We start from the raw sequence: 26677 nt of genomic DNA, 5'->3' as shown, positions 1-26677 counted from the left end.
TGGCAAACAGCTCATTGTCGTCAACGCACACAACGCACCTGATACTCGTCGCCCTTGTCGTTGGAGCTCGTCTGGCCCGTATTGAAGCTGATGAACCACGCGCTGTTTGGGGCAGACGTGTCCTGCGTAGCCGTCCAGAACCAGTCTGCAGGCGTATTCGGAAACGCATCCGTGTCGATGGTTGGCCCTGGGCTCGCCTTGGTGAAATCCACGAGGGATGCGAGCTCGATGGCCGTTGGTAGCCGCCAATCGGTATAACCAGCATGTTCGGAACCATTGCAATAGGTCTTGGCGGTAGCCCAAGAAAGGGAACCTGCGTCGAGGTCTCGTTGCCACATCAAGTTGGTGACGGTGTCGGTGACGACACCTTTGCCCGTATTGATTTCGTAGCTGGCTGGATTCGGCAAACCGGCCTCGGGAGGATTGGGCATGGGCCAATTGGCCCACTCCGGGTCGTGTGGTGCATCTGGTGGTGCATCTGGTTCCGCGTCCGGTCCTGCGTCTTGGCCGCCGGTTCCGCCCGTGTTTTGGCCGCCGGTTCCGCCCGTGTTTTGGCCGCCGGTTCCGTCCGTGTTTTGGCCTGGGTCCTTCGGATGCGGATCGTCGATCCCTGCAATTTGCACGCACGCTCCGACCATGAGCAGCGTCCCGACAAACACGGCCACGCGTCCACCCATCGCCGTTCGTCCCGTTCGTCCAAACAAGGCCAGCCTCCTCGATCGCGCTGCCTACCGTACGCCCGTCGCGCCTTCATTTCATGCTACACGGCGTGCTGCATATCATGCAAGTCAGATGGATGCGTGCCGTGTAAACCCGCCGAGGTGGGTCTACGCAACATTTCCGACATCTACAGCGCCCAGGCCTTTTGCGAAGTCTTCGACGTGCGTTCAGGCCCATCAATTGTTGATCGCGCCTTGGGCGATCCAACGACGCACGATGTCGCGCTGCGCCTGCGGAAGGATTGCGGCGTCTTTGGGCATCGCCACACCGCAATCGACGTCGCATTTGACATCGGCACACGTGAGCGTGCCGTCGATCTTGTGCATCAAGAAGCTCGTTTGAGGGCTGAAGCGATCGACGATCTTCATCGTCGTCGCCTTCGATGAAAAAACATCTACATTTTGCTCGAAAATCTTTGCGATTTGCATCGTCGATGCAGATCCTGCCATGGCGTCTGGGCCCAAGTAGGGTTGACCCTTCGGAGGCGATTCGTCTCCATGACACGCAGTCGACGCGCTGCACGACTGGCGCAAAATGGGTAAGACGTCGGCTTTGAACATCACCGTCGGTGTCATATCTTCGAAGCTTGCGTAGTCGAAGCAAGTGGCACCTCCACCGCCCCCTGCGCCACCGTCACCGCCACCGCTACCACCACTACCACCACTACCAGCACCACCACCACAGCAACTATCGGCCGGATTCGCAGCCGCTCCCAACACCATGAGAGCAAAGGCTCCGATCTTCGTGAGCGCCACAAATGCAAAGTTTTTCGATGGTTTCCGCATGGTCAGCATCCCTCGTATCGCAACGCTAGCAGAAGTCGAGCATCGAACGTCAACGTTGATCGAGCTCGTCGGCAATGATTTGGTCTGCGAGGGGTAGGGCAAAGAAGTCGCCATTGGGGGAGTCGACCGCGTAGCCTGTGTAGCGCTATGCCGCCATGCAGCAATGCGTTATTGTTGGCCAGTCGTTGCTGATGGTCCTTGGACCTTCAGGGCGGAAGCTTGGCAACGAAAACGTCGACGCCGCCCGTGGCCATTAGCGGTCCCGTGCCGAAATCGACGCTGCTGACGAAGTCCCCGGTAATATAGGTATGCCCCGTGGGATCGAAGGCGATGCCCTGACCCACCTGATTTGCAGAATCGCCAAACCGCGCGCTCCACAGGTGTTTGCCATCCGCGCCGCCAAACTTGGCTACGACGATGTCGAGTCCACCGGCGCTCACGAGTGGGCCATTGCCAAAATCGATCGTGCTGCTGAAATAGCCAATGACGCCCACGTTACCCCATTTATCGATGGCGACCCACCGCAAGCCGTCATGCCCGATGCCGCCCATTTTCTTGCTCCAAAGATGGTTGCCGCTCGAGTCGAGCATGGCCACGAATCCGTCGTCACCTCCAGCGGATGTCATGGGATTGCCGCCAAAATCGAGCGTACCCGTCATCCAGCCAATCACGGCAATGTCGCCGGCTTGAGAAGTGGCGACGCCAATGCCGATCTGATTGCCTGCGCCACCGAAGCGCTTGCTCCAAAGGTGATTGCCCGCGGGGTCGAGCTTGGCGACGAAGACATCCTGGCCCGCGGCGCTGGTGAGGGGACCACCGCCAAAGTCTGCTGTGCCGCTCAGAATGCCCGCGATGATCACGTTGCCTGACGCGTCTACGGCCACTGCACTGGTTTGCTGGAAGGCTCCGTCGCCGAAGCGTTTGCTCCAAATGCAGTTGCCTGCCGGGTCGAGCTTGGCCACGAGGGCGTCGTAGTCGCCCGCAGGCGAAAGCGGACCGCAGCCGAAGTCGACCACGCCCGCAGAATAACCGGCGCTGATGTATACGTTGCCGAGCTCGTCCACGTCGCATTGATATGCGGCACCAACGCCTCCGGCCTGTCCATATTGCTTGCTCCAAAGGTGGGTGCCGTCTGCCGCATACTTGGCCGCATAAATGCTGAAGCCCCACGGGCTCGATAACGAACCGCCGCCGAAGTCCACGGTTCCATAAAAACCTCCGGCATTGACGGTGTTGCTCGAGCCGTCGAAGCTGACGTGATTGCCTGCCGATTCGTGTGTGGCGCTGCCGAATGCCCTCGACCAAATGAATTGGCCCGTCGGATCGAGGTTGGCGAGGAACGCGTCGTTTTTGATTGCTTGCGGGAGCATTCCGCCGCCGAAGTCGACAGCATTCTGGTACGATCCTGTGAAGGCAACCTTGCCTGCTGAATCAACGGCGATGCTATGGCTGGATTGGTCCTGAGCGGCGCCGAAGCGTTTGGCCCAAATGGCGGCGACCGACACGCAGCTCCCGCTGCCGTCGCAATGCATATCGATGCCGCAGGGCGTTCCAATCGAAGAAGGCTCGTGAATGCAAGTCCCCGTCGGGCAGGTGTCGTCGGTGCACGCATTGCCGTCATCGCAATCGACGGAGGCATTTGCTTCCGAGCACGACGGTTCGCCCCCGCCTGAGCCACCGGTTGCGCCGCCAAAGCCGCCAGCAGCGGTTCCGCCGGAGCCTCCGGTTGCGCCGCCAAAGCCGCCAGCAGCGGTTCCGCCTGAGCCACCGGTTGCGCCGCTGGAGCTACTCGTTGGTCGCCCTCCGGAGCCGCCTTGTCCTTGACCTTGTTCTGTGTCGATGCAGGCAATGGGGAGCAGCGCAGCGACGAAAACGGGGAGCCATTGGGCGCGTGGCAATGAAAGCTTCATGTCGGGGGAGACCTCCGGCAGCTCTTCGTTGCCCAAGGGCGGTGATTGTTCAGGCGATCGATGGCAGGGCGTTGCGCCATGAGTGCTGCATCGCGCATCATTCCCGTGGCCGAGGCACGACGAGAACGGGGCAAAGACTCTTGGCCACGACTTCCTGCGCGACCGAGCCCATCACGGCTGCATTCATGCCAGATCTTCCATGCGATCCAAGGCAGATGACACTCGCATGGACGCGCTCGGCAAGCGCGACGAGTGTCTCGGCAGGACGTCCCGCGAGCACATGGGTTTCCGTGTGCACACCGCGAGCGTCGGCTCCAGAGGGAACGCGCTCGAGCAAGCGGCGATGCGTCACGGGATCAGGTACGGCGTTGCCGGAAGTATTGAATGGCCCTGCATCGATGCAATGCACGAGGTGCACGGTGGCGCCATTCGGCGCGAGCGAATACGCATAGGGCACGGCGGCATCGCCAAGCGGTGAAAGATCCGTTGCCGCAACGATGACACCGCTCGTTCGGGTCACGACGGGCTGTTCGTCGACGAGCGATCGCGGCACGCAGACGATGTTCGTCGACGTTGCGCGCAGAATGCCTCGCGCGATGGAGCCGTACCAGACTTGTTCGAGCCACGAATGCCTGCGACATCCGACGACGACCAAATCTGCGCGCTCGCTTTCGGCCAATACGGCCAAATGCGTTTCTGGTCCGGCGGTGCCTGCGTGTACGAGCACTCGGTCGGGCGTGGCGCAAGCGGCTCGAGTTTGCTCCGCAATTTCGCGTTCGATGGCGGCAATGGCTGCAGGCGGTAAGATTTCCGGATCCACTGGCGGAGCGAGGCCCAGACGTGCCGTCGTTTCGTCCGGAGACGCGACGGAAACGATGGATAGTTCTACTTGGCCAAACCTCCGTAGTGATTCGGCAAATCGCAATGCTCGCGTCGATGCGGCACCCAAATCGGATCCGACCATCACGTGCAAAGGTCGATCACCACGAAGCCATGCATCGAATGCGTCTGGTGCGCGCACCACCAACAAGGGTAAGCGCACTTGTCGCGCGAGGCTTTCGGCCGTGCTGCTGCGCAATCGACTCATGACCCGCAGCGGGCTCGATACGACCACCATGGAAGCGACGACGCGTTCGGCTGCGGTCGCGAGGGCGTCGGGAATCGATCCGGCGGCGAGCTCGTGCTCGACCTCCACGTGCTCGTCGGCGTGCAATCGTTCCGCGGCCTCGACGAGCGCTTTGCGTGTGGGCGCGAGCAAGTGTTCTTCGGCGGTTCCCAGGACGAACGGCGCACGAGAATCGGTCGACACGTGCACCATGTGTACGCGTGTTGCAATGCGCGCGGCCATCTTTGCTGCAATGCGCGCCGATCGGTCAGCCGCGGGCGAAAAGTCCGTTGCAACGACGATGGTCATGGCGGTAGTGTCGGTGGTTTGGCGCGCGAAATCAAGGGGTAGCGACGACATGGCCCGAGATTGTGATGAGTTCATCCGGCGTCGGGTTTGCCTTCCCATCAGAAGGTCCTCACCTTCGACGATGCTCCTCGCCCTTGGTGCGTACTTCTGGTAACCTCGGCGCGCCATGAGCCTCCAAGACACCGCCAGCGCGCAAAAAGACCTGCGCAACCAGACGCTCGCCGCCGCACGTGATCTCTGCGCTTTCGTCGACCGTTCACCGAGTCCCTACCATGCGGCGCGTGAAGCCGCTCGCCGGCTCGAAGCGGTGGGTTTTACCGAGCTCGACGAGGAAAACGTCTGGTCCATCGCTCCAGGGGACAAGAAGTACGTTTTACGAGCCGGGACCATCGTGGCATTCGTCGTCGGCAGCGAGCATCCGGCCGCGGCAGGGTTTCGCATCATTGGAGCTCACACGGATTCGCCAAACCTTCGCGTGAAACCCAATCCGGACGTCGCGAAAAGCGGTTATCAACAAATTGGCGTCGAGGTGTACGGCGGCGTCATCCTCGCAACGTGGACCGATCGCGATTTGTCGCTCGCTGGACGAGTTTTTTGCCACCGATCGAGCGGTCGCCCCGAAGCTCGTCTGCTCGATATTGGTCGCGTCGTGGCGCGCGTACCGAATTTGGCCATTCATTTGAATCGATCGGTCAACAAAGACGGCCTGGTGCTGAACGAGCAAAAGCACATGGTGCCCATTGCAGGGTTGGGGAAAGAAATCGACGTGCGCGCGCTCGTTGCGCGAGAGCTCGATGAAAAGCCCGAAACGATCCTCGGTTGGGATCTGAGCTTGTACGATACGACGAAAGCGACACTGGGCGGGCTACAGCAAGAATTCATCATGTCGTCGCGCCTCGATAACTTGGCGAGTTGTCATGCGGCGACGACGGCCCTTGCGGCCGAAAACGGAAATGGTCCTGCAACGCGCATGATCGTGCTATACGATCATGAAGAATGTGGGAGCCGTAGCGCGGCGGGCGCTGCGGGTACGGTGCTCAAGGACACGCTCGCTCGAATTGTCGAGGCGTATCCGGGAAACGAAAAACAAGCGATGCAGCGGTCGATATCGCGGTCGATCCTGGTCAGCGCCGACATGGCTCACGCGCTGCACCCGAATTACGCCGATCAGCACGAACCGCAGCATCAGCCGATGCTGAATCGGGGACTGGTCATCAAGTCGAATGCGAATCAATCGTATGCGACCGACGGTGGGACTGCGGCGTTTTTCGAGAGCGTTTGTCGTGACGCGGGGCAGTGTCCGCAAAAGTTCGTGGTCCGTACCGATTTGCCCTGCGGAAGCACGATTGGTCCCATTACGTCGGCGATCCTTGGCATTCGTACGGTGGACGTCGGCGCGCCGATGCTGAGCATGCATAGTTGTCGCGAAATGGCCGGTACGGAGGACGTATATTGGTCCGTCGAGACGTTCCGCAGGGTTTTCCGTGGGTGAACAAGGGCCATCGGGGTTTGGTGAACGAGACATGGACGACAACGAATCGACAGGCGCGAAAAGCGGCGTGAACGATACGATCCGAGACGCCGAGCCCCCGAAGCACGCGACCGAACACGGGCAAGCTACGATTCCGCGCGGGCCGCTGCAATCGGGGCCAGATTCCTCGGCAATGGCGACGGGCATGTTCGTGGAAATGGCACGCATCTCGACGGCACCCGATGCGTCGTCGAGTCCGTCGAGTCCTCCAGCCGCTTCGAATTCGACTTTGGTCGGCGCGCCTCTCGAGGAAGCGTTGCGTTCATCCGGATCCTTTCCGCCCCAAAAATTGCCGGCAACCGTCGTGCAAACATCGGTCGACGTGCCCGCATCGGCCATCGTGAAAACCGTGACGGACGTGCCTCGCGGGATGACGTCGAGCCCGTCGATTGCACCGCCGCCGTTGCACAACAAACCTTCGCAGGGCATTCCAGTGCTTCCCATTGCGCTCGGCGCAGGAGCGCTCGTCATGGGCATTGCGCTTTTCGCCATCGTTTGGGGATCGTCGAAAGGCACGAAAGAGGAGGCGCCGTCGGTTCCCGTGCCGATGGCCAATGCAGCAGATTCGCTCAATGCATGGATCCGGGTCGAGGGTGCTCCTGGCAAGGTGATCGGCGTGAGTGGGAATGACGTTCCTCCGTCGGTACGAGGTTTTCGTCCAGCGCAGCAGGTGCTTGCGGCGTCTGCACCATTTGAAATTCAACAGCACGAAGTCACATGGGCCGAGCTCGATCCGTGGCTCGAGAAAAACCCTGCGCATTCGTTTCCGAAGGCGACGACGGGATTGACTTCCGCCGACGCTCACAAGTCATTGCCTGCGTATGGAGTGCCGTGGACGACGGCGCTCGAATATTGCCGTTCGATTCGCGGAACGCTGCCGACCGAAGAGCAATGGGAGCTGGCTGCTCGTAGCGCGTCGATGAAAAAGTTTCCGTGGGGAAATGCCGCGCCCGATTGGTCCAAGGTGCATGCCTTCAAGGGGGAAATGGCGGGTCCGGCGAAGGTGATGTCGAACGAACAAGATCGCACGGAGGGGGCGCCCGATAAAGCGATTCATGATTTGGCGGGGAACGTGCAAGAGTGGACGTTTTCGGTTTGGCGCGAAGATACTCCAGACATGGACGAGTCGTGGGTGCAAGCGCAAGGAACGACGGCGTATGCGGTACGGGGATTTCCGCTGCATCGTGACGCTCCGGGGCGAAATGACGAGCTGACGATTGCGCATCGCGATTGGGTTTGCGCGACGGGGGATTGCTCGGCACTATCGTCGGGGGCTTCGCCAAAAGAACGGGCTCGCACGCCGAAGCTGGAGTTGTGGGCGAATGCAGATTCGACGCAGCCGGGGGCGCTCGAATGGAGGCGTGTCATCGAGAAGCCGGCCGTGATGGCGGCGTTGACGAGGTGTTTTTCCGGAGCAACTGCGACGACGTTGACGGTCAAGGCATCACGAGAATCATTTTGCAAGCGACCTGAACATGTGCCCTCGAACTCGACGTGCGAGGGGTCGCCCGCACTCTTGGGGGCGCTTGCGAAAGTATCGGGCGGGCTGCCGGAAACGACGTTGAAATGCGTAAACTATGCATTGCATGACGCTTCTGCGACGAACATCGGACTGAATTTGCCCGAAGCCCAGTATTCCTACGCCGCGTACCTGTCGGCGGATCCGCGCGAAGCGTTGCGGCACATCGGATTCCGATGCGTCCGCGAAGCGGCGAAGCGGTAGCGCGGAAGTTTTCAATTGCGTGACGCCGCGAGCGTGAGTCAGAATGCCGCCATGTCGCTTTCCGTACGCGTCATCGGGGTAGGCGATGCCTTTACCGATCGTTACTACAATGCGTCGTTTTTCATCGAGTCGGCGTCGACGCGGCTCTTGGTCGATGCACCACCGGCGCTCGGCAAGGCGCTCGGGGACCTGGGCACTCGTGGAGGTGAGCGGATTGGACTGGGTGACGTGGAGCGCGTGGTGATTACGCACTTGCACGGCGATCACATGGGGGGCCTCGAACAACTGCTCTTTTTTCGGCGTTTCGTGGTGGGGAAAAAAGTCGAGCTTTACGCGGCACGGGAGGTTTTGGCGGGCTTGTGGAGCACGCGGCTCGCGGGCGGAATGGATACGCTGATGCATGCCGACGGGTCACGCTCGCATTTGACGCTGGACGATTATGCAGATGTGTTCCCGCTGGAGCCGGGGAAAAACCGCATCGGCGACCTGACGCTCGAGTGGCGTCCGACGATACACCATATTCCCACGTCAGCGCTTCGCGTGTCGAGCGGTGACAAAACGTTCGGATACAGTGCCGATACGGCATTCGATCCGTCGCTCATCGAATGGCTTGCCGAAAGCGACGCATTTTTTCACGAGACGAACCTCGGAGTGCATACGCCGCTCGCGTCGCTCGTGGGTTTGCCCGCGGCGGTGCGCGGCAAAATGCGGCTCATCCATTATCCGGATTTTCACGACGTCGCGCGCTCACCCATCGTGTGTACGCACGAGGGTGAGCGCATCGAGTTGTGAAACCGGCCTTATTTAGCGATGATGTTCGCCGCCGCGAGCTTCACCGCCTTTGCGACCGATTTGCGCCATATGGGCTCGGTCGCTCGAAACGGCTTCGCCGCCCTTGCGGCCGATCTGAGCCATGTGTTCGCGGTCCTGGCTGACCCTTTCGCCGCCCTTTCGGCCGATTTCGGCCATGTGTTTGCGGTTCTGGCTGACGACCTCACCGCCCTTTTTCCCGGCCTGACGCGCTTCGTCGGGCGTGAATTCGTGAGCGGTGCCCTTTTCATGCGCAGCGCGACCGCCTTTGCTCGCAATGGCACGTTGTTTTTCCCGTTCCATTGCCGCGAAACCACGCTGTGAAGCGGGTTTTCGCTCCGTCGGCGGCTGCTCGGATTCGGGAGCAGGCTGCTCCGAGCCGCTTGCTTGCTCCGCTTGTTGCGCTTCGGCTGCGAGCATTTCTTCGTCGCCTACCGGGAGCGGCTCTTCTTTGGTTTGGCTGGTAGCGTTTGCATTTTCGATTCGTTCCTGGCGGTCCTGATCGCTCATGAAACCCCTCCTCCGACGACGCTGCTCGAAGAAACGAGACAGTGTCCAAATGGTCTTGCTGACTGCTGTTGTGCCGATTGAAATGACGTCAAGCAGTGCTCGGTGGCGCGCGGCGAGGAAAATGATTTTTCGGCTCGCATACGCACCGTTTTCCAATGCGTTGCCATGACGAACGGCCGAGGCCGGCCGAACTCATGCAATTTTCGGTCATCGTCGATAACGAATCGTCCGCGGGCAAACGAACCGTACGGTGACGTATGGTTCGTCCCGCCCGCTCGATTGTCTCGTACTGCGTAGTTCATGTTCAATGCAGCTCATCTTCAAAGGTGAGGCCAAGCCGAGATCCCGTAGGGGACGCTTGGCAGGGAAGGAATTGCGCTGCCGCTCGTCCGGTGAAACTCGGTGCGCTTTTTACCTCGCGCACTTTGCGTTCCGAAGCGGTGAATCAGCGAATTTGGAAATGGGTTTGCCCCGGCGCGTAGGTTTTTCCTGAGAATCGAAGTAAGGGCTATGCCGTATGCCCCGACGAACGGGAGGAAAGGTGAGCGAGGATCCAGAAGAACACCGGATTGGGATCAGTGAACAAGGAGCGATTGGCAGGGTCGAACAGGGCGACAAACCCTACGTCGACGGCAGGAGCGGCGTCGAATGGACGAAGCGCAACGTCGTCAGAGTGCAGGGTGATGTGCGGCAGCGGTGCCGATGTCGTCGGAGGAAGGTGAGCAGCTATTTCGCGGGGGTGAGCCTATCGGGAGCGATCTCGAATTTGCGCCAGATGCGGTGGACGGTAGAGCGGCTGAGACGGGTGGCTTTGGCCATCATGCGGCGGCTCCACGGATGAGCTCCCTTCGGTGTTGGCTCGAGTGTCCGAAGCAGGACTTCGGCAACGCGTGCGTCTGAGATGCGACGCGGTGCGCCCGACCGAGGCCGGTCTCCGAGGCCAGCAAGGCGGTCTTGGACAAACCGCTCGAGCCACTTGCGAGCTGTGCTCGGACGTACGCCAAGACGCGTGGCAATGCGGCGAGCGTCGAGGCCGCTTTCGGCAACGAGAACGATGTTCGCACGTAGCGCACGCTTGCTCGTTGTCGCGTCGAGGCACGAACGCGCGGAAGCCCAAGCTTCGAGCGTGCAGCGTTCCTGAAGCGTGAGGCGGAGAGGAGGAGTGGGTTCCATCGCCCTGCACCAGTGTTCAGGGGGAGGGAAACCTGAGAGAAAGTGAGGGGGCGGGAATTTTAAAATGTGCCGCGCAAACCGGCCGAATTCAGGCCCACCCAGGGCTCGATGTGGACGGTGCCCGCCTTCTGCGGTTCAGCCGGCTTGGTCTTTGCCGAAAGGGCGAGCAGCACGATTCCGGTCGCGATCCCGACTCCGCCAACGACGAACCCCGCCACGGAAAGATTTCGTTGCAGGACGAAGGAATCGTACTTGGTGCGGAAACCGGAAGAAAGGCAGTAATGATCGCTCGGGAACGTAGCGCCACTCGGGCACTCTGCGTCGAGCGCCTCCTGGCTATCGAGTGCAGCGAGGCCCGCGGCAACACCGACGAACGCGAACGCACCGCCCACGCCGAGCGTTACGAACCCGGCCACGCGCTTGCCATTCACTGGCTTCGACTTGTCCGGCGGCGTTGCCGGATCGTTCGATTGTCCCGTATTCGTATCGCTCTTGGGTTCGAGCTCGAGCACTACGCGCGCGAGTTGCCTTTCGCTAATCACCACATCTTCGAGGTCCGCGTGCGTTTCCGTGCTGGCCCCAATTTTGTGCTCACCAGGGTTGACGAGCGTTTTGACACCGATGAGGGCCTTGGGAACGGGTTTTCCGTCGAGCGTCACGGTCGCGTTGTCAGCCCCCGGGCCTTGCACGGCGATCTCGATGGAAGGGATACGAGGCGTGAGAGCCTGCAATTCGCCTCGTGCCGTCTCTTGCGCGACGCGGAACGCTTCGGACGCTTTGTCGTCGAGTGGCGTGTTGATGCAAAGCCGATATCGCTCGGCGGCCTCGACGAGACGACCGAGTTTGTCGAGGGCTCGGGCGGCATGCAGCGTGATCGTTGGGGCTTGGATGATTGCACCGGCACGATCGAATCGATCGAGCGCTTCGACGTATTTGCGTTGCTCGAAGAACGTCATGCCTTCGTCTGCGAGTGCTCTGGCAGTGGCACGCAATTGATCATCGATCGGCTGGGCTCCCGTCGGCGCTGCATAGAGCATCGTGCTTACGAGCACCGCACCGATCATCTTCGACAACCGCATCGTTTTTCTCACGTTCCTTCGAGTTTGTCCGCGTGGGTCAGAAGCCCCATCCCTGCGATTTCTTCGTGGTCGTCTTCTTGGTCGAAATCGGCTTCGTCAAGAGCGGTTTCGTCGTCGGCGCCGTCGCAGAAGGCGCCGCATCGGTCACCGCAGTGGCGCTTGGCGCAGCTTCAACAGCATCGGCTGGAGCAGAATCGGCTGGAGCTATCTCCGATGCAGACGGCGCTGCGGAAGCCATCGACGGTGTTGCCGTAGGTGTAGCTCCGCTCTCGGCAGGCGAGGGGTTCGACGCCGTTTGTCCACCCATCGTCGCAAACACGCCGATGCCAACACCTACCGCAATGAGCGTCGCGACAGACGCCACGATGACCGCCGATCGCACGCCTTTGTTCGGCGCAGACGTGACGGCTGCAGCCACACCCGGATGGGTCATCGTGTTCGGATTGAGAACGTGCGTTCGCGCGATGCTTGCTCCATCAACGCCAGCTAGCGACACCCGATCTTGCGGAGGCACGACGATGCGCGGCATCGATGTGCCCGTCACGCCGAGGCTGAAGATGCCTGAACCATCCGGAACGAGCAGGAAACGAAGGGATTCAGCAAGCTCACGAGCGGACTGAAAACGCTCGTTCGGCTCTCGTGCACACGCCTTGGCAAACCATGCGTCGAAACCATCCGGAATGGGCACGCCCGTCGTCGCAACGACTTGCGACGGAATGGGCAAGGGACGAGCGCAGATCTGCACGATGAGATCACCGAGAGCTTCGCTGTCGAACGGACGCACGCCACAGATGCACTCGAACGCGATGACGCCGAGCGACCACAGATCCGCTCGATAATCGATCGACTTGTTCCCAAGTGCCTGCTCGGGACTCATGTAACAGGGAGTTCCAACGACTGAACCGGTCCTCGTGGAGACGCCACCTTCCGCACCAAGCGCGCCAGTCGTTGCTTTTGCGATGCCGAAATCGAGCACTTTGGCGACTTCTTCATCGTCGTTTTTCACGAGAAACACATTGCCGGGCTTCAGATCGCGATGGACGATGCCTGCTTCGTGCGCTTTGCCAATGGCACGCGCAACGTGCGTAATGACCGTCGCCGTCATGAGCGGCGGGAGCACGCGCATGCGCTCGAGGCGATCCTCGAGCGTCTCGCCTTCGAGCATTTCCATCGCGATATACGGCAGTTGGCCGTCGTAGCCGTGATCGAGGATCTGCACGACATGCGGGCTACGTAGCGCCGCAGCAGCTTTCGCTTCGCGAAAAAACCGCTGCACGACTTCGCTATTGGAATGAGTCCCCGGCCCGAGCAGATCCAGGTCGATCAGCTTGACGGCAACATGCGCTCCAAGCGTGACGTGCTCCGCTCGCCACACCTCGCCCATCGCTCCTTTGCCGAGCAAACTGATCAGCCGGTACTTCCCGGCAATGACGGCTCCGGGCCCGAAGCTACTCATACGGCACGGAGCTTACCCCAAAAGCCGGCCACGAAGGAAGCTTCATGCGAAAAAGTGAGCACGAAGAAAGCACGAGTGCAACGCAAGGGCAGCATCGGTCCCGCATGCCGAAACTCGCGCAGAGACCGATGCCCAAGAATTCTGCTGACTTATCGCACGGTCCAAGCCTTCGCGAAGGTCATCCCACGCGTGATGCGAAGGCTTTCATGAAGGCAACCAAACACTCGACCGACGCGAGCTCAATCGCGTTGTAGAGCGACACGCGGATACCGCCGGTGCTGCGATGCCCCGCAAGACCCACCATGCCCTGCTTTGCCGCTTCCGCGACAAACTTCTTCTCGAGCTCCTCGGTCGGAAGTCGAAACACGACGTTCATGAAACTGCGACTCTCACGCTCCACCGGGGCGCGATAATAGTCCGCCATCGCATCGATCGTGTCGTAAAGCAGCCCTGCTTTTTGCCTATTTTTACGCTCGACCTCCGCAAGCCCACCTTGCTCTTTCGTCACCGCAAGAACGTTGCGCACGAGGTAAATCGCAAACGTCGGAGGCGTGTTGTAGAGCGAGTTGTTGTCCGCGAAGGTGCGGTACTGAAAGATTTTCGGGATGTCTTTGCGCGCCGAAGCAACGAGATCCTTGCGCACGACGACGACCGTCACACCCGACGGCCCAATGTTCTTCTGGGCACCGGCATAGATGAACGCGAAGCGACTGACATCGATGGGACGCCACAGAAAATCGCTCGACATGTCCGCAAACAGCGGCGCACCAGACGTGTCCGGAAACGCATGCCACTGCGTGCCGAATAGCGTGTTGTTCGTCGTCATGTGGACGTACGCCGCTCGAGCATCGATCGCGATCTCTTCCTGGCGAGGCACTCGGACATAACGTTTGTCTTGGACAGTGGTCGCCGCAATTCGGACATCACCGATGCGCTGCGCCTCTTCGTAAGCCTTTTCCGACCACCCGCCCGTGATGATGTAGTCCGCCTTTTGGCCCTGACCGAGGAAGTTGAGCGGAATCATCGCAAATTGATGACTCGCACCGCCCTGCAAGAAGAGCACGTCGTAGTCGCTCGAAATGCCAAGAAGCTCTCGCAGTAGCGTGATGGCTTCTTCATGCACTCGCTCGTACGCCTTGCCGCGATGGCTGTGCTCGATGATCGACATGCCCGTGCCCTCGAAGTCGAGCATTTCGCGCTGTGCACGTTCGAGCGCAGCGAGCGGGAGTGCAGCGGGACCAGCATTGAAATTGTGCACGCGAGTCATGTGAGCGTCCTCGATTCGTAGGGGCCTATAGCACGGCCACGGCTCTGATCGGCGGGCGAATGCAGTGCACCTCCGAACCCGGTATGGTGAGGCCATGTCCGAAGCGGAAGTGCCCGCATCGAAGCCTGGTCGAGCTACCGAGAGCCGGCTCGTCGCCGAGTATCCGCGGCTTCGCGACGCGGTGCCGTGGATCCCGCTTGCCACTTGTCCAACTCCGGTCGAACCGTGCACGAACATCTCGAGCTACCTTGGGCGAAGCGACGTGTGGATGAAGCGCGACGACGCCATCCATCCAGTGTTTGGAGGCAACAAGATCCGCCGCTTCGAACACTTGCTCGCTGATGCGAAAAATCGCGGCGCGCAGGAGATCATCACCGTGGGAGGACTCGCATCGACGCAGGTGACCGCGACGATCCTCCTCGGAAAAACCCTCGGGTTTGGAGTGACGAGCGTTCTGTTCGACCAACCTCTGACGTCGTTCGCCCGGCAATCCCTGCTGATCCAAGCATCGACCGGAGGACGGATGCTCTACGGAGGTAGCTATGCGCGTACGGCGATCGTCACGATCCGCAAGCTTTGGCAATCGAGACGATCGGCATATTTCGTTGCGCCTGGAGCATCGGGACCCCTCGCGAATCTCGGCTACGTGAGCGCCGCGTTCGAGCTTGCCGATCAAGTTGCCCGCGGCGACATGCCTCGGCCCGATGTGATCGTCGTGCCTGCGGGGAGCGGAGGTACGGCGGCCGCACTTTGCCTCGGCGCGACGCTCCTCGGGTGGAACACGACCATCGTCGCCGTGCGGATCACCGATCGGATCGTGTGCAATCGAGCAACGCTCGGGCTTTTGGTGGAATCGACGAAAGCGTACCTATCCAAAAGGATCGGTGGGCTTCCGCGTCGAACTTCGTCCAAAGCGCGCATCGAGATGGATCACGCGTGTGCAGGGCGCGGTTACGGGCACCCGACAAACGAGGCGATTGCCGCTTGCCCCGAGGTAAAACGCCTCATCGGAGCTCCGGGGGAGATCACGTACAGCGGCAAAACACTCGTGGGGTTGCGTCGCGCGTGCGCATCGTATCCCGGTAAAACGATTTTACTTTGGAACACGTTGTCGTCCGTCTGGCCCACACCCACGGTGCGTCTTGACGAACTCGACCCACAGTTTCAGCGGTTCTTCGAAGGCGAATTGGCGATCTGAAGGAATCGCGCGTTTACCGCGGCACGCGGCAACTTTCGGGATCTACTTGGCGCGGAAGCCTTCGACGAACTTGTCGAAAGCGGGTTTGGCAGACTCGACCGTTTTCTTGGGACCGGTGAGCTTGAAGAACGTGAGCGATCCTTGCGTCTCGACGATGGCGCCGAGCATGGCCCAATTGGGCTTGCCGCTCGCTGCCGGCGCACCCGGCATGGCCATCCCAGAGAACGTGCCGTGCAGCTCGACGACGGTTACATCGAGGTCGCCGACCTTCATTTGCTTGCGTCCGATCGTGTCGTCCTTGCCGCGTTCGAACTGGCCCGCCCAACGCTGGACGTTCTGATCCACGGTGCCTCCCGCTTGCGACACGGTCATCTCCGCATCTTCGGGATCGCCTTCTGCGCGCGGAATTTTATACGTTGCTTTGCGCATGGGGCTCGGGTTGTCGATCTTCTGCCAACCTGCAGGAGCCTCGTACACGACCTCGGTAGGGCGAGCTGGCGCGGCTGGTTTGCTTGCCGTATTCGCCGCAGGGGTCGCAGGGGCAGGGCGTTCCGGGGCTGCGTTTGGAGTAGGCTCGGGTGGTTTGTCGCATGCGGCGAGGGCAAACACGAGGGCAAACGTGGAGAGGCGAGCGAGCGAAAGCATGGGTCAGTAACCTTCCGTCTTGCAGATGATTTCGTTCATGATCTCGCGGGTTCCACCGCCGATGGGAAACAGGCGCGCATCACGATAGAGCCGTTCGACGAGCGTTTCACGCATGTAGCCGTAGCCGCCGTGGATCTGCACGGCCTCGTCGCACACGAAGCAGCACATGTCCGTGGCCGTGTTCTTGGCCATGGCCGCGAGGCCCGTGACCATCTCACCTCGAAGATGACGTACGACCGCTTCGTTCATGAGGGCGCGGGCTGCAAGGATACGCGTGACCATCTCCGCGAGTTTGTGGCGCAAAACCTGAAATCCCATGAGGGTTTTTCCGAACGCTTTTCGCTCCCGCGCGTAACGAACGGATTCGTTGTACGCGAGCGTCGCGATGGCGACACAATTGGCCGCAAGCATCAATCGCTCGACGGCAAAGTTCGTCATGATGGGGACAAACCCCATGTTTTCCTCGCCGATGAGGTTCGCTGCGGGCACACGGCATTCTTCGAACACGAGCTCAGCGGTATCCGATGCCCACCAGCCCATCTTCTGAAGCTTCTTGCCCACGGAAAAGCCCGGCGTTCCACGCTCGATGACGAGCAGCGAAATGCCGCCGTGCCCAGGACCTCCAGTACGCACGGCCGTCGTGACGAAGTCGGCTCGGCAGCCCGATGTGATGAACGTCTTTGCGCCCGTGACGACGTAGTGATCGCCGTCGCGAACGGCTCGCGTGGTGAGAGATGCGACGTCGCTGCCGCCACCAGGTTCGGTGATGGCCAGCGCGGCGATCTTGTCGCCGGAAAAGACGGGCGGCAAAAAGCGTCGTTTTTGTTCCTCGGTGCCGAAGTTCAAGATGGGAGGCAGTGCGATGGCGTGGCTGCCGAGACCCACGGCGGTGCCCACGGAAGTGCCGGCGATGATCGTTTCTTCGGCTGCAGCGAGCATGTGTGACAAGTCGCCGCCACTGCCGCCGTACGCTTCGGGATAGCCGACACCGAGAATGCCGGCCTCACCGGCCCGCCTGTACAGCTCGCGAGGAAATTCGTTCGCTTCTTCCCAGGCGTGGGCAAAAGGCTTGATGTCCTTTTCCGCCATTCGGCGAATTTGTTCGCGTAGTTGTGCGTGATCGGTGGATTCGTGGAGCGGGGCAGGGAACGTCACGACGAGTTTGTCCTCGGTGGCAAGGTAAATCGCAACCCACGCGGCCACGAGCGCTCATGTGCCCGCCGCTGAGTACGCTTTCGACTTTTCAGGCTCCGAACCGGAGCCTCGCTAGTGGCCTCAACCACCGCCGCCAGCAGGCGCTGCGCCGCCAGGGGCAGGAGCAGCCGCGCTCGGCGGAGCGGCTCGATTGGCACCAACGGCCGCCGGTGGAGGCTCGGCTTTGATGGTGATCTCGTTCGGGCGAGTAAGGTCGGCGCACGCCGATGTGGCGAGCGACGCGACGGCGAGAGCAATCGTCGCGAGACAGCTTCGGGAAAGCACGTCGAGAGCCTAGCAAACCCTTGCTAAGTTTTCACCCGCGTCGTGTCCAGTGTCCCGTCCGAGCTGCGATCGTGCTACCAAGGGCGGCGCATGGAACCCGTCTTCCGCCGCGCATTCAACGCCGCCTTCGGACCCGACACCTACGCCGACTTCATGCGTCGCTTCGAGCAGCGCGTCGGCACGAAAGTCGCGTATCGCGTCGCCGAAACACCGCTATTTCTGCCCGAGGGCTTGCGAACGTATCTCGCGCGATCCGCAACCGAAATCGTGCAGCAGATCTCGCAGCCCGCCGTCATCGAGAAGATGAAGCGAGCCATCCCAGCGCATGTCGATACGCCAGGCATGGATGACCTGCCGAACTGCACGCAGGTCGACTTCGCCATCGTGCGCGGTCCCAGCGGAGAGCTCGAAGGACGAGTCGTCGAGTTGCAGGCATTCCCATCGCTTTACGCATTGATGGTCCTGCAAACGGACGTGATGGCGGAAGTGATGAAGTCCATGCCGGGGCTCGATCGCAAGTGGTCGATCTACTTCGGTGGAGTCGATCGTGATCAGTTCATCGCGCGGCTTCGTCACGTGGTGCTTGCGGGCGAAGATCCGTCATCGGTCGTGTTGCTCGACATCGACCCGCCAAACCAAAAAACGTATCCGGACTTTTTGGCGACGAAAGAGCTCGTCGGAATCGATCCGGTTTGTCCGACGACACTCATTCGTGACGGGCGAAAGTTGTTGCGCAAGGTCGACGGCAAACTCGTACAGGTCCGTAGGATCTACAATCGCGTCGTCTTCGACGAGCTCGAAGCGCGCAAGATCGAGCTTCCGTTTCGCTACACCGACGATCTCGACATCACCTGGTGCTCGCATCCGAACTGGTACTGGACATGGTCGAAGTACACGCTGCCGTACATCGATCATCCGGCCGTTCCGCGAGCTCGTTACTTGTCGGACATCACGGAAGTGCCGAAGGATCTCGAACGGTATGTGCTCAAACCGTTGTTCTCGTTCGCGGGGTCCGGCGTCAAAGTCGACCCGACGCTCGAGGACATTCAATCGATTCCGGACGAGCAGCGACCCGGATGGCTCTTGCAGGAAAAGATCACCTACGAGCCTGGGCTGCTGATGCCCGACGGTGCAGGTGTGAAGGCCGAAGTGCGCATGATGTTTTTGCGTGCGCCCGAGGAACCGACGCCGCGGCTGGCGCTGAATCTGGTGAGGCTGTCGCGCGGTAAGATGCTCGGTGTCGATCAGAACAAGGATTACACGTGGGTGGGCGGGTCGATCGGGATCTGGCCTGCGGATTAACCCTAAAATGGCCAGATGAGTCTATAGGGCACCGCGAGTCGCCAAACCCCAAAGCAAAGCCCGACGGTGAGCAGGCCGAACGTAACTTGAAGCCACGAGCGCGACAGCGGTCGGGTTTTACGCAGAACGAGCGACACTGCCAAACCAGTAACAATCCCGCCAAGCAGGCCGAAAAGATGCGCGCCGAGGTCCGATTGAGGACTTGCTCCGAGCGCTCCGAGAAGCGCGAGACCTCCCACGATGGGCGCAACGATGTCGATCCACGTGCGCTTTCGCCCCTGCGCATGATGATGATCGAGCACCACCTGCGTCGCCGCCAATATGCCTATCGCCCCAAAAACCGCCGTCGATGCTCCAATGGAGCGATGATCCCCATTGCCCATCGCGCGATGCGCGATCGCGTTCGCAACGTTGCCCAATACGCCCGACGCGAGGATCGCAAGCGCTGCACCACCAGGACCGAGCCTCCGTTGCACGGCTGCACCGAAGACCGATCCTGAAATGACGTTGCCGAGAACGTGGGACTTGTCGGCGTGAAGCGTGAGCGCCGTGAGCGCGCGCCAAGGTTCGGTGCCAATCACGAGATCACTCTCGGCGCGACCTCGCTGAAACCAGATCGAGTTTGTCGAAACAGGACCCGTGACGAGGAAAAACAGAGCGAGCGCCGCGAATAGAAGAGGAACGATGATCGAAGGTGCATGACGCGGCCTTTCGCGAACACGAGGCGGAGGCCAGTCACGATTCTCGACTTCGTACCGATCGATCGCCGTCGATGCTCGCGCGTAGTCTTCATCGTTCACGAGCAGCACCCAGCCGCCGGGGATGTACCGAGGCGTGTGCCGAATCGACATGGACTGGAGAACGAGCGCCCAGTCGCGAACTTTGCGTTGATCAACCGGTCCGATCGCAGTGAGACCGGGCAGGGGGGTGGCGGACGGACCAGCGTTCGCTGCAGCGGGGCGAGGTGCATCAGGAGTGGGAAAAGCACCAACTTTGACCAAAGGATGATGAGTAAGGGCGGTATTCGTGGCCATGGAACCTGCCTCGTCGTCGGCGTCGCTCACAGTCGAGCCAACGTGGGGACGACCATTCGACCTGTCAACGTGCTCAGCGCACTTGTGCGCAGAACGGACGCGTGGCACGGCATGGACGTGTCCATCGCCATCACCAACGGAATCCGCGTCTCCGTCTCTTCGGTCTACGTGCCTTCTCAGTCGTCACCGACCGAGAAACGATACGTATTCGCATACACCGTGCGCATCGGGAACGAAGGAACCGACGTCGCGCAGTTGCGATCGCGTCATTGGGTCATCACCGACGCCAAAGGCAAAGTGGAAGAAGTGCGCGGGCCGGGTGTCGTGGGCAAACAACCGGTGCTGAGACCTGGTGAGCACTTCGAATACACGAGCGGCTGCGTGCTCGAAACGCCGCGCGGAACGATGCACGGCACGTATCAAATGCACCGGCCAAGCGGCGAACAATTCGACGCGGAAATCGCAAGGTTCGAGCTCGCGATGCCTTACAGTCTCAATTGATTACGCGTCGGCTGCCTGGGCAGCTTCGGGTTTGTCCGAGGTGGGTTTGTCCGGAATGAATGTGAAGTGGAGCTTCTCGTCGGCCAAGTCGACGACCACTTTCCCACCTTCTTCGAGCTCGCCGAAGAGCATCTCGTCGCCGATACGCGGCTTGAGCTCTTGCTCGATGACGCGACCGAGTGGCCTTGCACCGAACAGCGGATCGTAGCCTTTTTGCGCGAGGTACTTGCGCGCAGCTTCCGTCACTTCGAGCGTCACGCCCTTGTCCGCGACGAGCGCTCCGATCTCGCGCACGAACTTGTCGACGATGCTCACCATGACGGCCGGATCGAGCGGTTTGAACATGATGCGCCCGTCGAGCCGGTTGCGGAACTCGGGGCTGAACGTGTTCTTGTAAGCGCGATCGTCGTCTCCTGCGCTGCCGCGATCACCGAATCCAACGCGAGCTTGCGTGAGGTCTCGCGCGCCCACGTTGCTCGTCATGATGAGCACCACGTGCCTGAACGAGCTCTTCTTGCCGTTGTTGTCGGTGAGTGTTCCGTGGTCCATGACCTGCAAGAGGATCTGGAAGATGTCCGGGTGCGCTTTTTCGATTTCGTCGAGCAAGAGAACGGCGTGTGGCGTTTTCGCAATGGCCTCCGTCAAAAGGCCTCCGCGATCGAATCCGACATAACCGGGAGGAGCACCAATCAGGCGTGAAACCGTATGGCGCTCTTGGTATTCGCTCATGTCGAAGCGAATGAATTCGATGCCCATCGTTTTTGCGAGCTGCTTGGCAAGCTCGGTTTTTCCAACGCCGGTAGGTCCCGTGAATAGAAACGATCCAATGGGTTTTTCCGGGGTACGAAGACCCGCGCGGGAAAGTTTGATGGCGCTTGCAAGCTGCGCGACGGCCTCGTCCTGGCCAAACACGACCCCTTGCAATTCTTTTTGGAGATCTCGCAATTGCGCTTTGTCCGACGTGGATACTTGGCGCGGCGGGATTTGAGCCATTTTTGCCACGACGATTTCGATGTCCGGCACGCCGACGGTGTATCCATCCCCATGCGCGAGGCGCGCGGCAGCGCCGGCTTCGTCGAGCAAGTCGATCGCCTTGTCGGGCAAACGGCGGTCGCGCAGATACCTGTCGCTCAGCTTGGCGGCGGCCTCGATCGCTTCGTCGGTAAAACCGACCTTGTGAAATTCCTCGTAATGCTTGCGCAGACCCTTTAAAATGAGCGCGGTTTCTGCAACGCTCGGTTCGACGATTTCAATGCGCTGAAAACGCCGGGCAAGCGCGCTGTCGCGTTCGAGGTGTCCGCGATATTCTTGGAATGTGGTGGCACCAATGCAACGCAATCGACCCGATGCAAGCGCCGGCTTGAGCAGATTCGACGCGTCCATCGTTCCGCCGCTCGCCGCACCTGCACCGATGATCGTGTGGATTTCATCGATGAAGAGAATGGCGCCCGGCTGTTTGTCCAAGGCCTTCAATACACCCTTCAATCGATTTTCGAAATCACCTCGATATCGAGTGCCGGCAATGAGGGCGCCCATGTCGAGCGCATAGATGGTGGAATTCTTGATGGGATCGGGGACGTCGTTCTTGACGATTTTTTGCGCCAAACCTTCCGCAATCGCCGTTTTCCCGACGCCTGCATCGCCAATCAGCAGCGGATTGTTCTTGCGCCTGCGCGCGAGCACTTGAATGGTGCGCTCGAGCTCGAGCGATCGACCCACGAGCGGATCGATACGTCCTGCTTCCGCTTCCTTGTTGAGATTCACGGTGAATGCCGCGAGCGGGTCGCGACGCGCGCCCTCCCGCTCTTCGCCATCCGCATCGGGATCCGCCGATCCCATGCCTTCACTCGCATCCTCGGGCGCCGCTTCCTGATCGCCATCTTTCGTGACCCCGTGCGAGAGAAAATTCACGAGGTCGAATCGAGTGAGATTCGCTTCTTCGAGCAGGTCGGTCGCCGCCGAATCACGTTCGGAGAACATCGCGACGAGGACGTTGACGCCTTTCAGCTCCTTCTGGCCGCTCGTTTGTACATGCACCGCCGCTCGACCCACGACGTTTCTGAATCCGAGCGAAAATTGCGGCGATTGATCGACGTGCTCCGGCAAAGGGTCGATCTCGTCGTCGAGGAATTGCTCGAGACGTTTCTTCAACTTCCCCGGTTGTCCTCCCGCCTTGCGGATGATGCGGGCGATCTCTTCGTCGAACGTGAGCGCGTACAGCAAGTGCTCGACGGTGACGTATTCGTGACGCCGGGCGGCAGCTTCACGAGTGGCCAGACTGATCGCGATTTCGACTTCAGGACTCGTACGCATGTAAATTACTCGGGCTCGGTGGACAGCCGAAGTGGCATGCCGTGTTCTTTGGCGAAGCTGTGAACTTGATCGACTTTCGTTTCTGCGATGTCCTTCGAGTACACTCCAGCAACACCCTGCCCCTTGTGATGCACGCTGAGCATGATGTGCGTCGCTTCCGTCTCGGACCGATGAAAAAATTTCATCAGGACCACGACCACGAAGTCGGTCGTCGTGTAGTTGTCGTTGTGCAGAATGACCTTGTAGCGACGGACCTTGCCGACCTTTCGTTTCGGCTGGATGGCCAGGTCGCCTTCGAAGTCTTCACGCTTGCTCGGATCGTTGGGCATGGCTGCGGGACGCGCAAGGATAGCAGCCCGCAGACATTGTGCCTTTCATTGCCGCGGAAGGCCTGAAAGCGAGCATGGAATGAGCGGGAAACGGTGAATGGTGACTATTCGCCGCCGGCGGTCGTCGGCTGAAGCTCGATGGGGACGGGCGCGATGTTCCAAATGTCCTCGGCGTATTCGCGCACCGTGCGGTCGCAAGAAAACCTGCCGACTCGCGCGATGTTGAGCGCCGCTTTGTAACTCCACGCTTCCTGATTCGTGAATGCGTCGGCGACGGCACCGTGCGTGTCCGCGTACGCTCGAAAGTCGCTCATGACCATGTAACGATCGGGGCCGAGCAATTCGTCGACGATGGGACGGAAGAGCTCGGGCTCGTCGGGCGAGAAGAAACCGGAAGCGATGAAGTCGATCGCTTCGGCAAGCTCCTTGTCCTCGACATACGCAGCGCGGCCGCGCGTGCCGGCCTTTCGTTTCTCCAGAACTTGCTCGGCGGTCATGCCAAACAGGAAGAAATTGTCAGGACCAACCGCTTCGCGAATTTCGACGTTGGCTCCGTCGAGCGTGCCGATCGTGAGCGCGCCGTTCATCGCGAGCTTCATGTTGCCCGTCCCCGACGCCTCCATGCCCGCGGTGGAAATCTGTTCGGACACGTCTGCCGCTGGAATGATCTTCTCGGCGAGCGATACGCGATAGTTCGGGAGAAAGACGACGCGCAGGTGCGGCACGCTGCGGTCTGCATTGACGACGGAAGCGATGGCGTGAATGAGGCGAATGATGAGTTTGGCCTGCTTGTAGCCGGGGGCGGCTTTTGCGCCGAAGATGAACGTGCGAGGAACCACGCGCTCGCCACGCTTGGATCGCAAGTAGAGCGCGACGATGTGAATCGCGCAGAGGAGCTGCCGCTTGTATTCGTGCAGTCGCTTGATGAGCACGTCGAAAATCGACCGCACGTCGACTTCGATGCCGAGCTCGCTCTTGATGAGCTTTGCGAGCGCTTGCTTGTTGGCCAACTTGATCGCGCGCAGTTGCGCCAGAAATTCCGGGTCTTTCGCGGCAGGCTCGAGCTCCGAGAGGCGATCGAGATTCGTGACCCAGTTCGGTCCTACGCGTGAAGTGATGAGCGCTGCGAGCTTGGGATTGCACGTGAGCAGCCACCTTCGAGGCGTGACGCCGTTGGTTTTGTTGGTGAAGCGCTCGGGCCAAAGCTCGTAGAAGTCCCGTAGAAGCTCGTTCTTGATGAGCTCGGTGTGCAGCTTCGCGACGCCGTTGATCGAGTGCGAACCGACGACGGCGAGGTGCGCCATGCGCACCATGCGCTCGGGCCCCTCCTCGAAGATGCTCATGCGCGCAGCGCGGCCTTGATCGTAAGGAAACGCGACGGTGACCTCGCGCAGAAAGCGCCGGTTGATCTCTTGGATGATCTCGAGGTGTCGTGGGAGCAATCGTGCAAAAAGGTTTGCAGGCCAGCGCTCGAGCGCTTCGGGCATGAGCGTGTGGTTCGTGTAGCCAAACGCTGCGACGGTTTGTGTCCACGCGGCGTCCCACGTGAGACCATGCTCGTCCACGAGCAGGCGCATGAGCTCTGCGATGGCGATGGCCGGATGCGTGTCGTTGAGCTGCATGGCGACTTTTTCGCCGAAGTTCGAGAAGTTCTCGTTGGTCTTCGCGTGGCGCCAAACGATGTCGTGGATGGAGCAAGCGACGAAGAAGTACTCTTGGCGAAGCCGCAGTTCCTTGCCGGCGTCGAAGTTGTCGTTCGGGTAGAGCACCTTGGAGATGACCTCGGACGCGTTTTTGGCTTGTACGGCGCGTACGTAGTCACCGGCGTTGAACAAGCTGAAGTCGAAGTCTTGGTGCGCGCGCGCGGCCCAGAGCCGCAGCGTGTTGACCGTGGCCTTGCGAAAGCCGGCGATGGGCGTGTCGTAGGGGACGCCGAGCACGTGATCGGACGGATGCCACACGACGCGGAAGCCACCTTTGCCGTCGTGGACCATTTCGGTTCGTCCTCCGAAACCCACGGTGACGGCGTATTCAGGGCGTTCGACTTCCCAAGGATTGCCGAACTTGAGCCACTCGTCGGCGCGTTCGACTTGGCAACCGTTGCGGATCACTTGGTCGAATATTCCGAACTCGTAACGAATTCCGTAGCCGTAGCCGGGCAATTCGAGCGTGGCCATCGAATCGAGGATGCAGGCGGCAAGCCTTCCAAGGCCCCCGTTGCCAAGGCCCGCGTCGGGCTCCTGTTCGACGAGGTCGTCGAGGTCGATGCCGAGATCTCGCAGGACCGCGCGGTACGTGTCCTCGATGTCGAGCGCTTGAAGGTTGGCTTGGAGGGCTCGTCCGAGGAGAAACTCGGCGGACAAGTAGTAGGCGCGTTTGGCGCCCTTTTCGTAATACGTCCGCTGCGTTTGGGACCATCGCTGCACCAGACGATCACGCACGGCAAGCGACAGAGCGACGAAGCGGTCGAAGTTCGTAGCGTTCTCGATGTCCCGAGCGCGCGAGAATTGGACGTGATCGGTGAACGCGCGACGGAGCACGACCGGATGCATGCCGGTGCGGTCGTCTTCGACGCGGATGCGCGTGGGCGGAAGGTGTTCGGTGAACGCTGATGTCATGACGGCGCCATCATAGCCAAACATTCGCGTCGCGCTGCTCAGTGGGCACGCCGAAGATTGCTCATTCGCGGACAGGCTGTGGTAGGACGGAAAATGAGCGGCTCGAACCTTGGGGCCGGTAGAGGAGCCTTGATGCAGACGCATGGAAAAACGCTCGGTGCAGTGATGTTCGGTTCGCTGCTGGCCGTGGCGATCTCGAGCGTTGGTTGCGGTTTGTCCGAGAAGAAGGCCGAACCCAAGCTCTTTGGGCAAGCCTGCGCAGCCGATGCGGACTGCGAGTCGCAACAATGCGCGGCTCACGGGCGCGTCTGCACCAAGACGTGTGCGCACGACAAGGAGTGCGGCGACGCGTTGGTTTGTCGGGGCCTCGATAGCGGCACTGGGATGCAGTGTGGCAAACCGGAAGGATCGAAGGTTGGTTCGGCCTGCCAAACCGCGGCGGAATGCGATCACGGGCTTTGCGTGAAGAAGGCCGACGCGGCATCGGAGCCCGGTTTCTGCTCACGTACTTGTCAAGGCCCCGGCGAGTGCCCGGATGGTTACAAGATTTGCGATAGCCTTGCCGATGGGGCGAACAAGCTTTGCTTGCTCGGCGACGACCGGATTCCCATCGGGGACCGCGCGCAGTTTGTCGCTCCGCAACAGATTGGAACTCCAACGAAACCCGCGACCTCGACCGCGGCGACGGCATCGGCGGCGCCTACCGCGTCTGCAGCGCCCTCGACGACCGCTGCAGCTTCGGCGGCTCCGACGACGACACCTCCGGATGCTGGGCCGCCGCCACCCGCGGATGCTGGCCTGAACACACGCCCCTCCATTACGCTCGATGGTGGCAGACCGCGGATCAAGCTCGATTTGGGGAAACGTTCTCCGTAACGAT

The 26677-nt window shown here is 60.7% G+C and carries 23 protein-coding genes; 7 read left to right on the top strand and 16 right to left on the bottom strand.

From position 1 onward, the window contains the following. Positions 1–20: 20 nt before the first annotated feature. The 4 genes from IPM54_07265 to IPM54_07250 all read right to left on the bottom strand — a co-directional run bounded on the left by IPM54_07265 (position 21) and on the right by IPM54_07250 (position 4829). Complete coding sequence (locus IPM54_07265) at positions 21–704, bottom strand: DUF1566 domain-containing protein (protein MBK9259625.1); 684 nt, start codon at positions 702–704, stop codon at positions 21–23. A gap of 192 nt (positions 705–896) precedes the next feature. Then, positions 897–1505: a hypothetical protein gene (locus IPM54_07260; GenBank protein MBK9259624.1), complete on the bottom strand. Its 609-nt coding sequence runs from the start codon at positions 1503–1505 to the stop codon at positions 897–899. A gap of 206 nt (positions 1506–1711) precedes the next feature. Further along, complete coding sequence (locus IPM54_07255) at positions 1712–3415, bottom strand: hypothetical protein (protein ID MBK9259623.1); 1704 nt, start codon at positions 3413–3415, stop codon at positions 1712–1714. Between the two features lie 97 nt (positions 3416–3512). Next, positions 3513–4829 (bottom strand): universal stress protein, encoded by a 1317-nt coding sequence (locus IPM54_07250; protein MBK9259622.1) that lies wholly within the window; start codon positions 4827–4829, stop codon positions 3513–3515. Positions 4830–4995: 166 nt separating this feature from the next. On the opposite strand from IPM54_07250, the gene IPM54_07245 reads away from it, so the two are divergent. From IPM54_07245 to IPM54_07235, 3 genes are read left to right on the top strand one after another with little or no spacing between them, the layout of a single operon-like run. Continuing rightward, positions 4996–6321, top strand: coding sequence for a M18 family aminopeptidase (locus tag IPM54_07245; protein MBK9259621.1), 1326 nt, complete (start codon positions 4996–4998; stop codon positions 6319–6321). A 31-nt stretch (positions 6322–6352) separates the two neighbouring features. Continuing rightward, the gene (locus tag IPM54_07240) at positions 6353–8083 is read left to right on the top strand and encodes an SUMF1/EgtB/PvdO family nonheme iron enzyme (protein ID MBK9259620.1); all 1731 of its coding nucleotides are present in this window, start codon (positions 6353–6355) and stop codon (positions 8081–8083) included. Positions 8084–8116: 33 nt separating this feature from the next. Further along, the gene (locus tag IPM54_07235; GenBank protein MBK9259619.1) at positions 8117–8875 is read left to right on the top strand and encodes a ribonuclease Z; all 759 of its coding nucleotides are present in this window, start codon (positions 8117–8119) and stop codon (positions 8873–8875) included. A gap of 12 nt (positions 8876–8887) precedes the next feature. Here the strand turns inward: IPM54_07235 and IPM54_07230 are convergent, their stop codons facing one another. From IPM54_07230 to serC, 5 genes are all read right to left on the bottom strand, one after another. Beyond that, positions 8888–9196, bottom strand: a complete 309-nt coding sequence (locus tag IPM54_07230; protein ID MBK9259618.1) for a hypothetical protein — start codon at positions 9194–9196, stop codon at positions 8888–8890. Between the two features lie 933 nt (positions 9197–10129). Beyond that, positions 10130–10576 (bottom strand): helix-turn-helix domain containing protein, encoded by a 447-nt coding sequence (locus IPM54_07225; protein ID MBK9259617.1) that lies wholly within the window; start codon positions 10574–10576, stop codon positions 10130–10132. 59 nt (positions 10577–10635) lie between these two features. Continuing rightward, positions 10636–11655, bottom strand: coding sequence for a hypothetical protein (locus IPM54_07220; GenBank protein ID MBK9259616.1), 1020 nt, complete (start codon positions 11653–11655; stop codon positions 10636–10638). Positions 11656–11692: 37 nt separating this feature from the next. Continuing rightward, a complete protein-coding gene (locus IPM54_07215; GenBank protein MBK9259615.1) occupies positions 11693–13111 on the bottom strand; it encodes a serine/threonine protein kinase in 1419 nt (472 codons plus the stop codon). Positions 13112–13289: 178 nt separating this feature from the next. Beyond that, on the bottom strand, positions 13290–14378 hold the full coding sequence (gene serC, locus IPM54_07210; protein ID MBK9259614.1) for a 3-phosphoserine/phosphohydroxythreonine transaminase: 1089 nt from the start codon (positions 14376–14378) through the stop codon (positions 13290–13292). A gap of 94 nt (positions 14379–14472) precedes the next feature. Here serC and IPM54_07205 point away from each other — a divergent pair, with 94 nt between their 5' ends. Further along, positions 14473–15576, top strand: a complete 1104-nt coding sequence (locus IPM54_07205) for a pyridoxal-phosphate dependent enzyme (GenBank protein ID MBK9259613.1) — start codon at positions 14473–14475, stop codon at positions 15574–15576. 42 nt (positions 15577–15618) lie between these two features. Here IPM54_07205 and IPM54_07200 read toward each other — a convergent pair whose 3' ends face one another. The 3 genes from IPM54_07200 to IPM54_07190 all read right to left on the bottom strand — a co-directional run bounded on the left by IPM54_07200 (position 15619) and on the right by IPM54_07190 (position 17700). After that, positions 15619–16221 carry a hypothetical protein gene (locus IPM54_07200; protein MBK9259612.1) on the bottom strand — a complete coding sequence of 201 codons (603 nt, stop codon included), beginning with the start codon at positions 16219–16221 and terminating at the stop codon, positions 15619–15621. A gap of 3 nt (positions 16222–16224) precedes the next feature. After that, positions 16225–17310: an acyl-CoA dehydrogenase family protein gene (locus IPM54_07195; protein MBK9259611.1), complete on the bottom strand. Its 1086-nt coding sequence runs from the start codon at positions 17308–17310 to the stop codon at positions 16225–16227. A 186-nt stretch (positions 17311–17496) separates the two neighbouring features. Then, positions 17497–17700 (bottom strand): hypothetical protein, encoded by a 204-nt coding sequence (locus tag IPM54_07190; protein MBK9259610.1) that lies wholly within the window; start codon positions 17698–17700, stop codon positions 17497–17499. A 90-nt stretch (positions 17701–17790) separates the two neighbouring features. On the opposite strand from IPM54_07190, the gene IPM54_07185 reads away from it, so the two are divergent. Further along, positions 17791–19002 (top strand): hypothetical protein, encoded by a 1212-nt coding sequence (locus IPM54_07185; protein MBK9259609.1) that lies wholly within the window; start codon positions 17791–17793, stop codon positions 19000–19002. Positions 19003–19004: 2 nt separating this feature from the next. Here IPM54_07185 and IPM54_07180 read toward each other — a convergent pair whose 3' ends face one another. After that, positions 19005–19853: a rhomboid family intramembrane serine protease gene (locus IPM54_07180; GenBank protein ID MBK9259608.1), complete on the bottom strand. Its 849-nt coding sequence runs from the start codon at positions 19851–19853 to the stop codon at positions 19005–19007. A gap of 294 nt (positions 19854–20147) precedes the next feature. Here IPM54_07180 and apaG point away from each other — a divergent pair, with 294 nt between their 5' ends. Continuing rightward, a complete protein-coding gene (gene apaG, locus IPM54_07175; GenBank protein ID MBK9259607.1) occupies positions 20148–20537 on the top strand; it encodes a Co2+/Mg2+ efflux protein ApaG in 390 nt (129 codons plus the stop codon). On the opposite strand, the gene clpA is transcribed toward apaG, so the two are convergent. The 3 genes from clpA to IPM54_07160 form a co-directional block, all read right to left on the bottom strand. Then, on the bottom strand, positions 20538–22856 hold the full coding sequence (gene clpA, locus IPM54_07170) for an ATP-dependent Clp protease ATP-binding subunit ClpA (GenBank protein ID MBK9259606.1): 2319 nt from the start codon (positions 22854–22856) through the stop codon (positions 20538–20540). It lies immediately after the preceding gene. Next, complete coding sequence (locus IPM54_07165; GenBank protein MBK9259605.1) at positions 22856–23179, bottom strand: ATP-dependent Clp protease adaptor ClpS; 324 nt, start codon at positions 23177–23179, stop codon at positions 22856–22858. Before IPM54_07165 ends, clpA begins: the two co-directional genes overlap by 1 nt. Before the next feature lie 104 nt (positions 23180–23283). Next, positions 23284–25797, bottom strand: a complete 2514-nt coding sequence (locus IPM54_07160) for a glycogen/starch/alpha-glucan phosphorylase (protein ID MBK9259604.1) — start codon at positions 25795–25797, stop codon at positions 23284–23286. Between the two features lie 132 nt (positions 25798–25929). On the opposite strand from IPM54_07160, the gene IPM54_07155 reads away from it, so the two are divergent. Continuing rightward, positions 25930–26673, top strand: a complete 744-nt coding sequence (locus tag IPM54_07155) for a hypothetical protein (protein MBK9259603.1) — start codon at positions 25930–25932, stop codon at positions 26671–26673. Positions 26674–26677: the final 4 nt, after the last annotated feature.

It is taken from the genome of Polyangiaceae bacterium (genome assembly GCA_016715885.1).
Taxonomy (GTDB): domain Bacteria; phylum Myxococcota_A; class Polyangia; order Polyangiales; family Polyangiaceae; genus Polyangium.
This window is presented reverse-complemented; position numbering and strand designations above follow the sequence as displayed.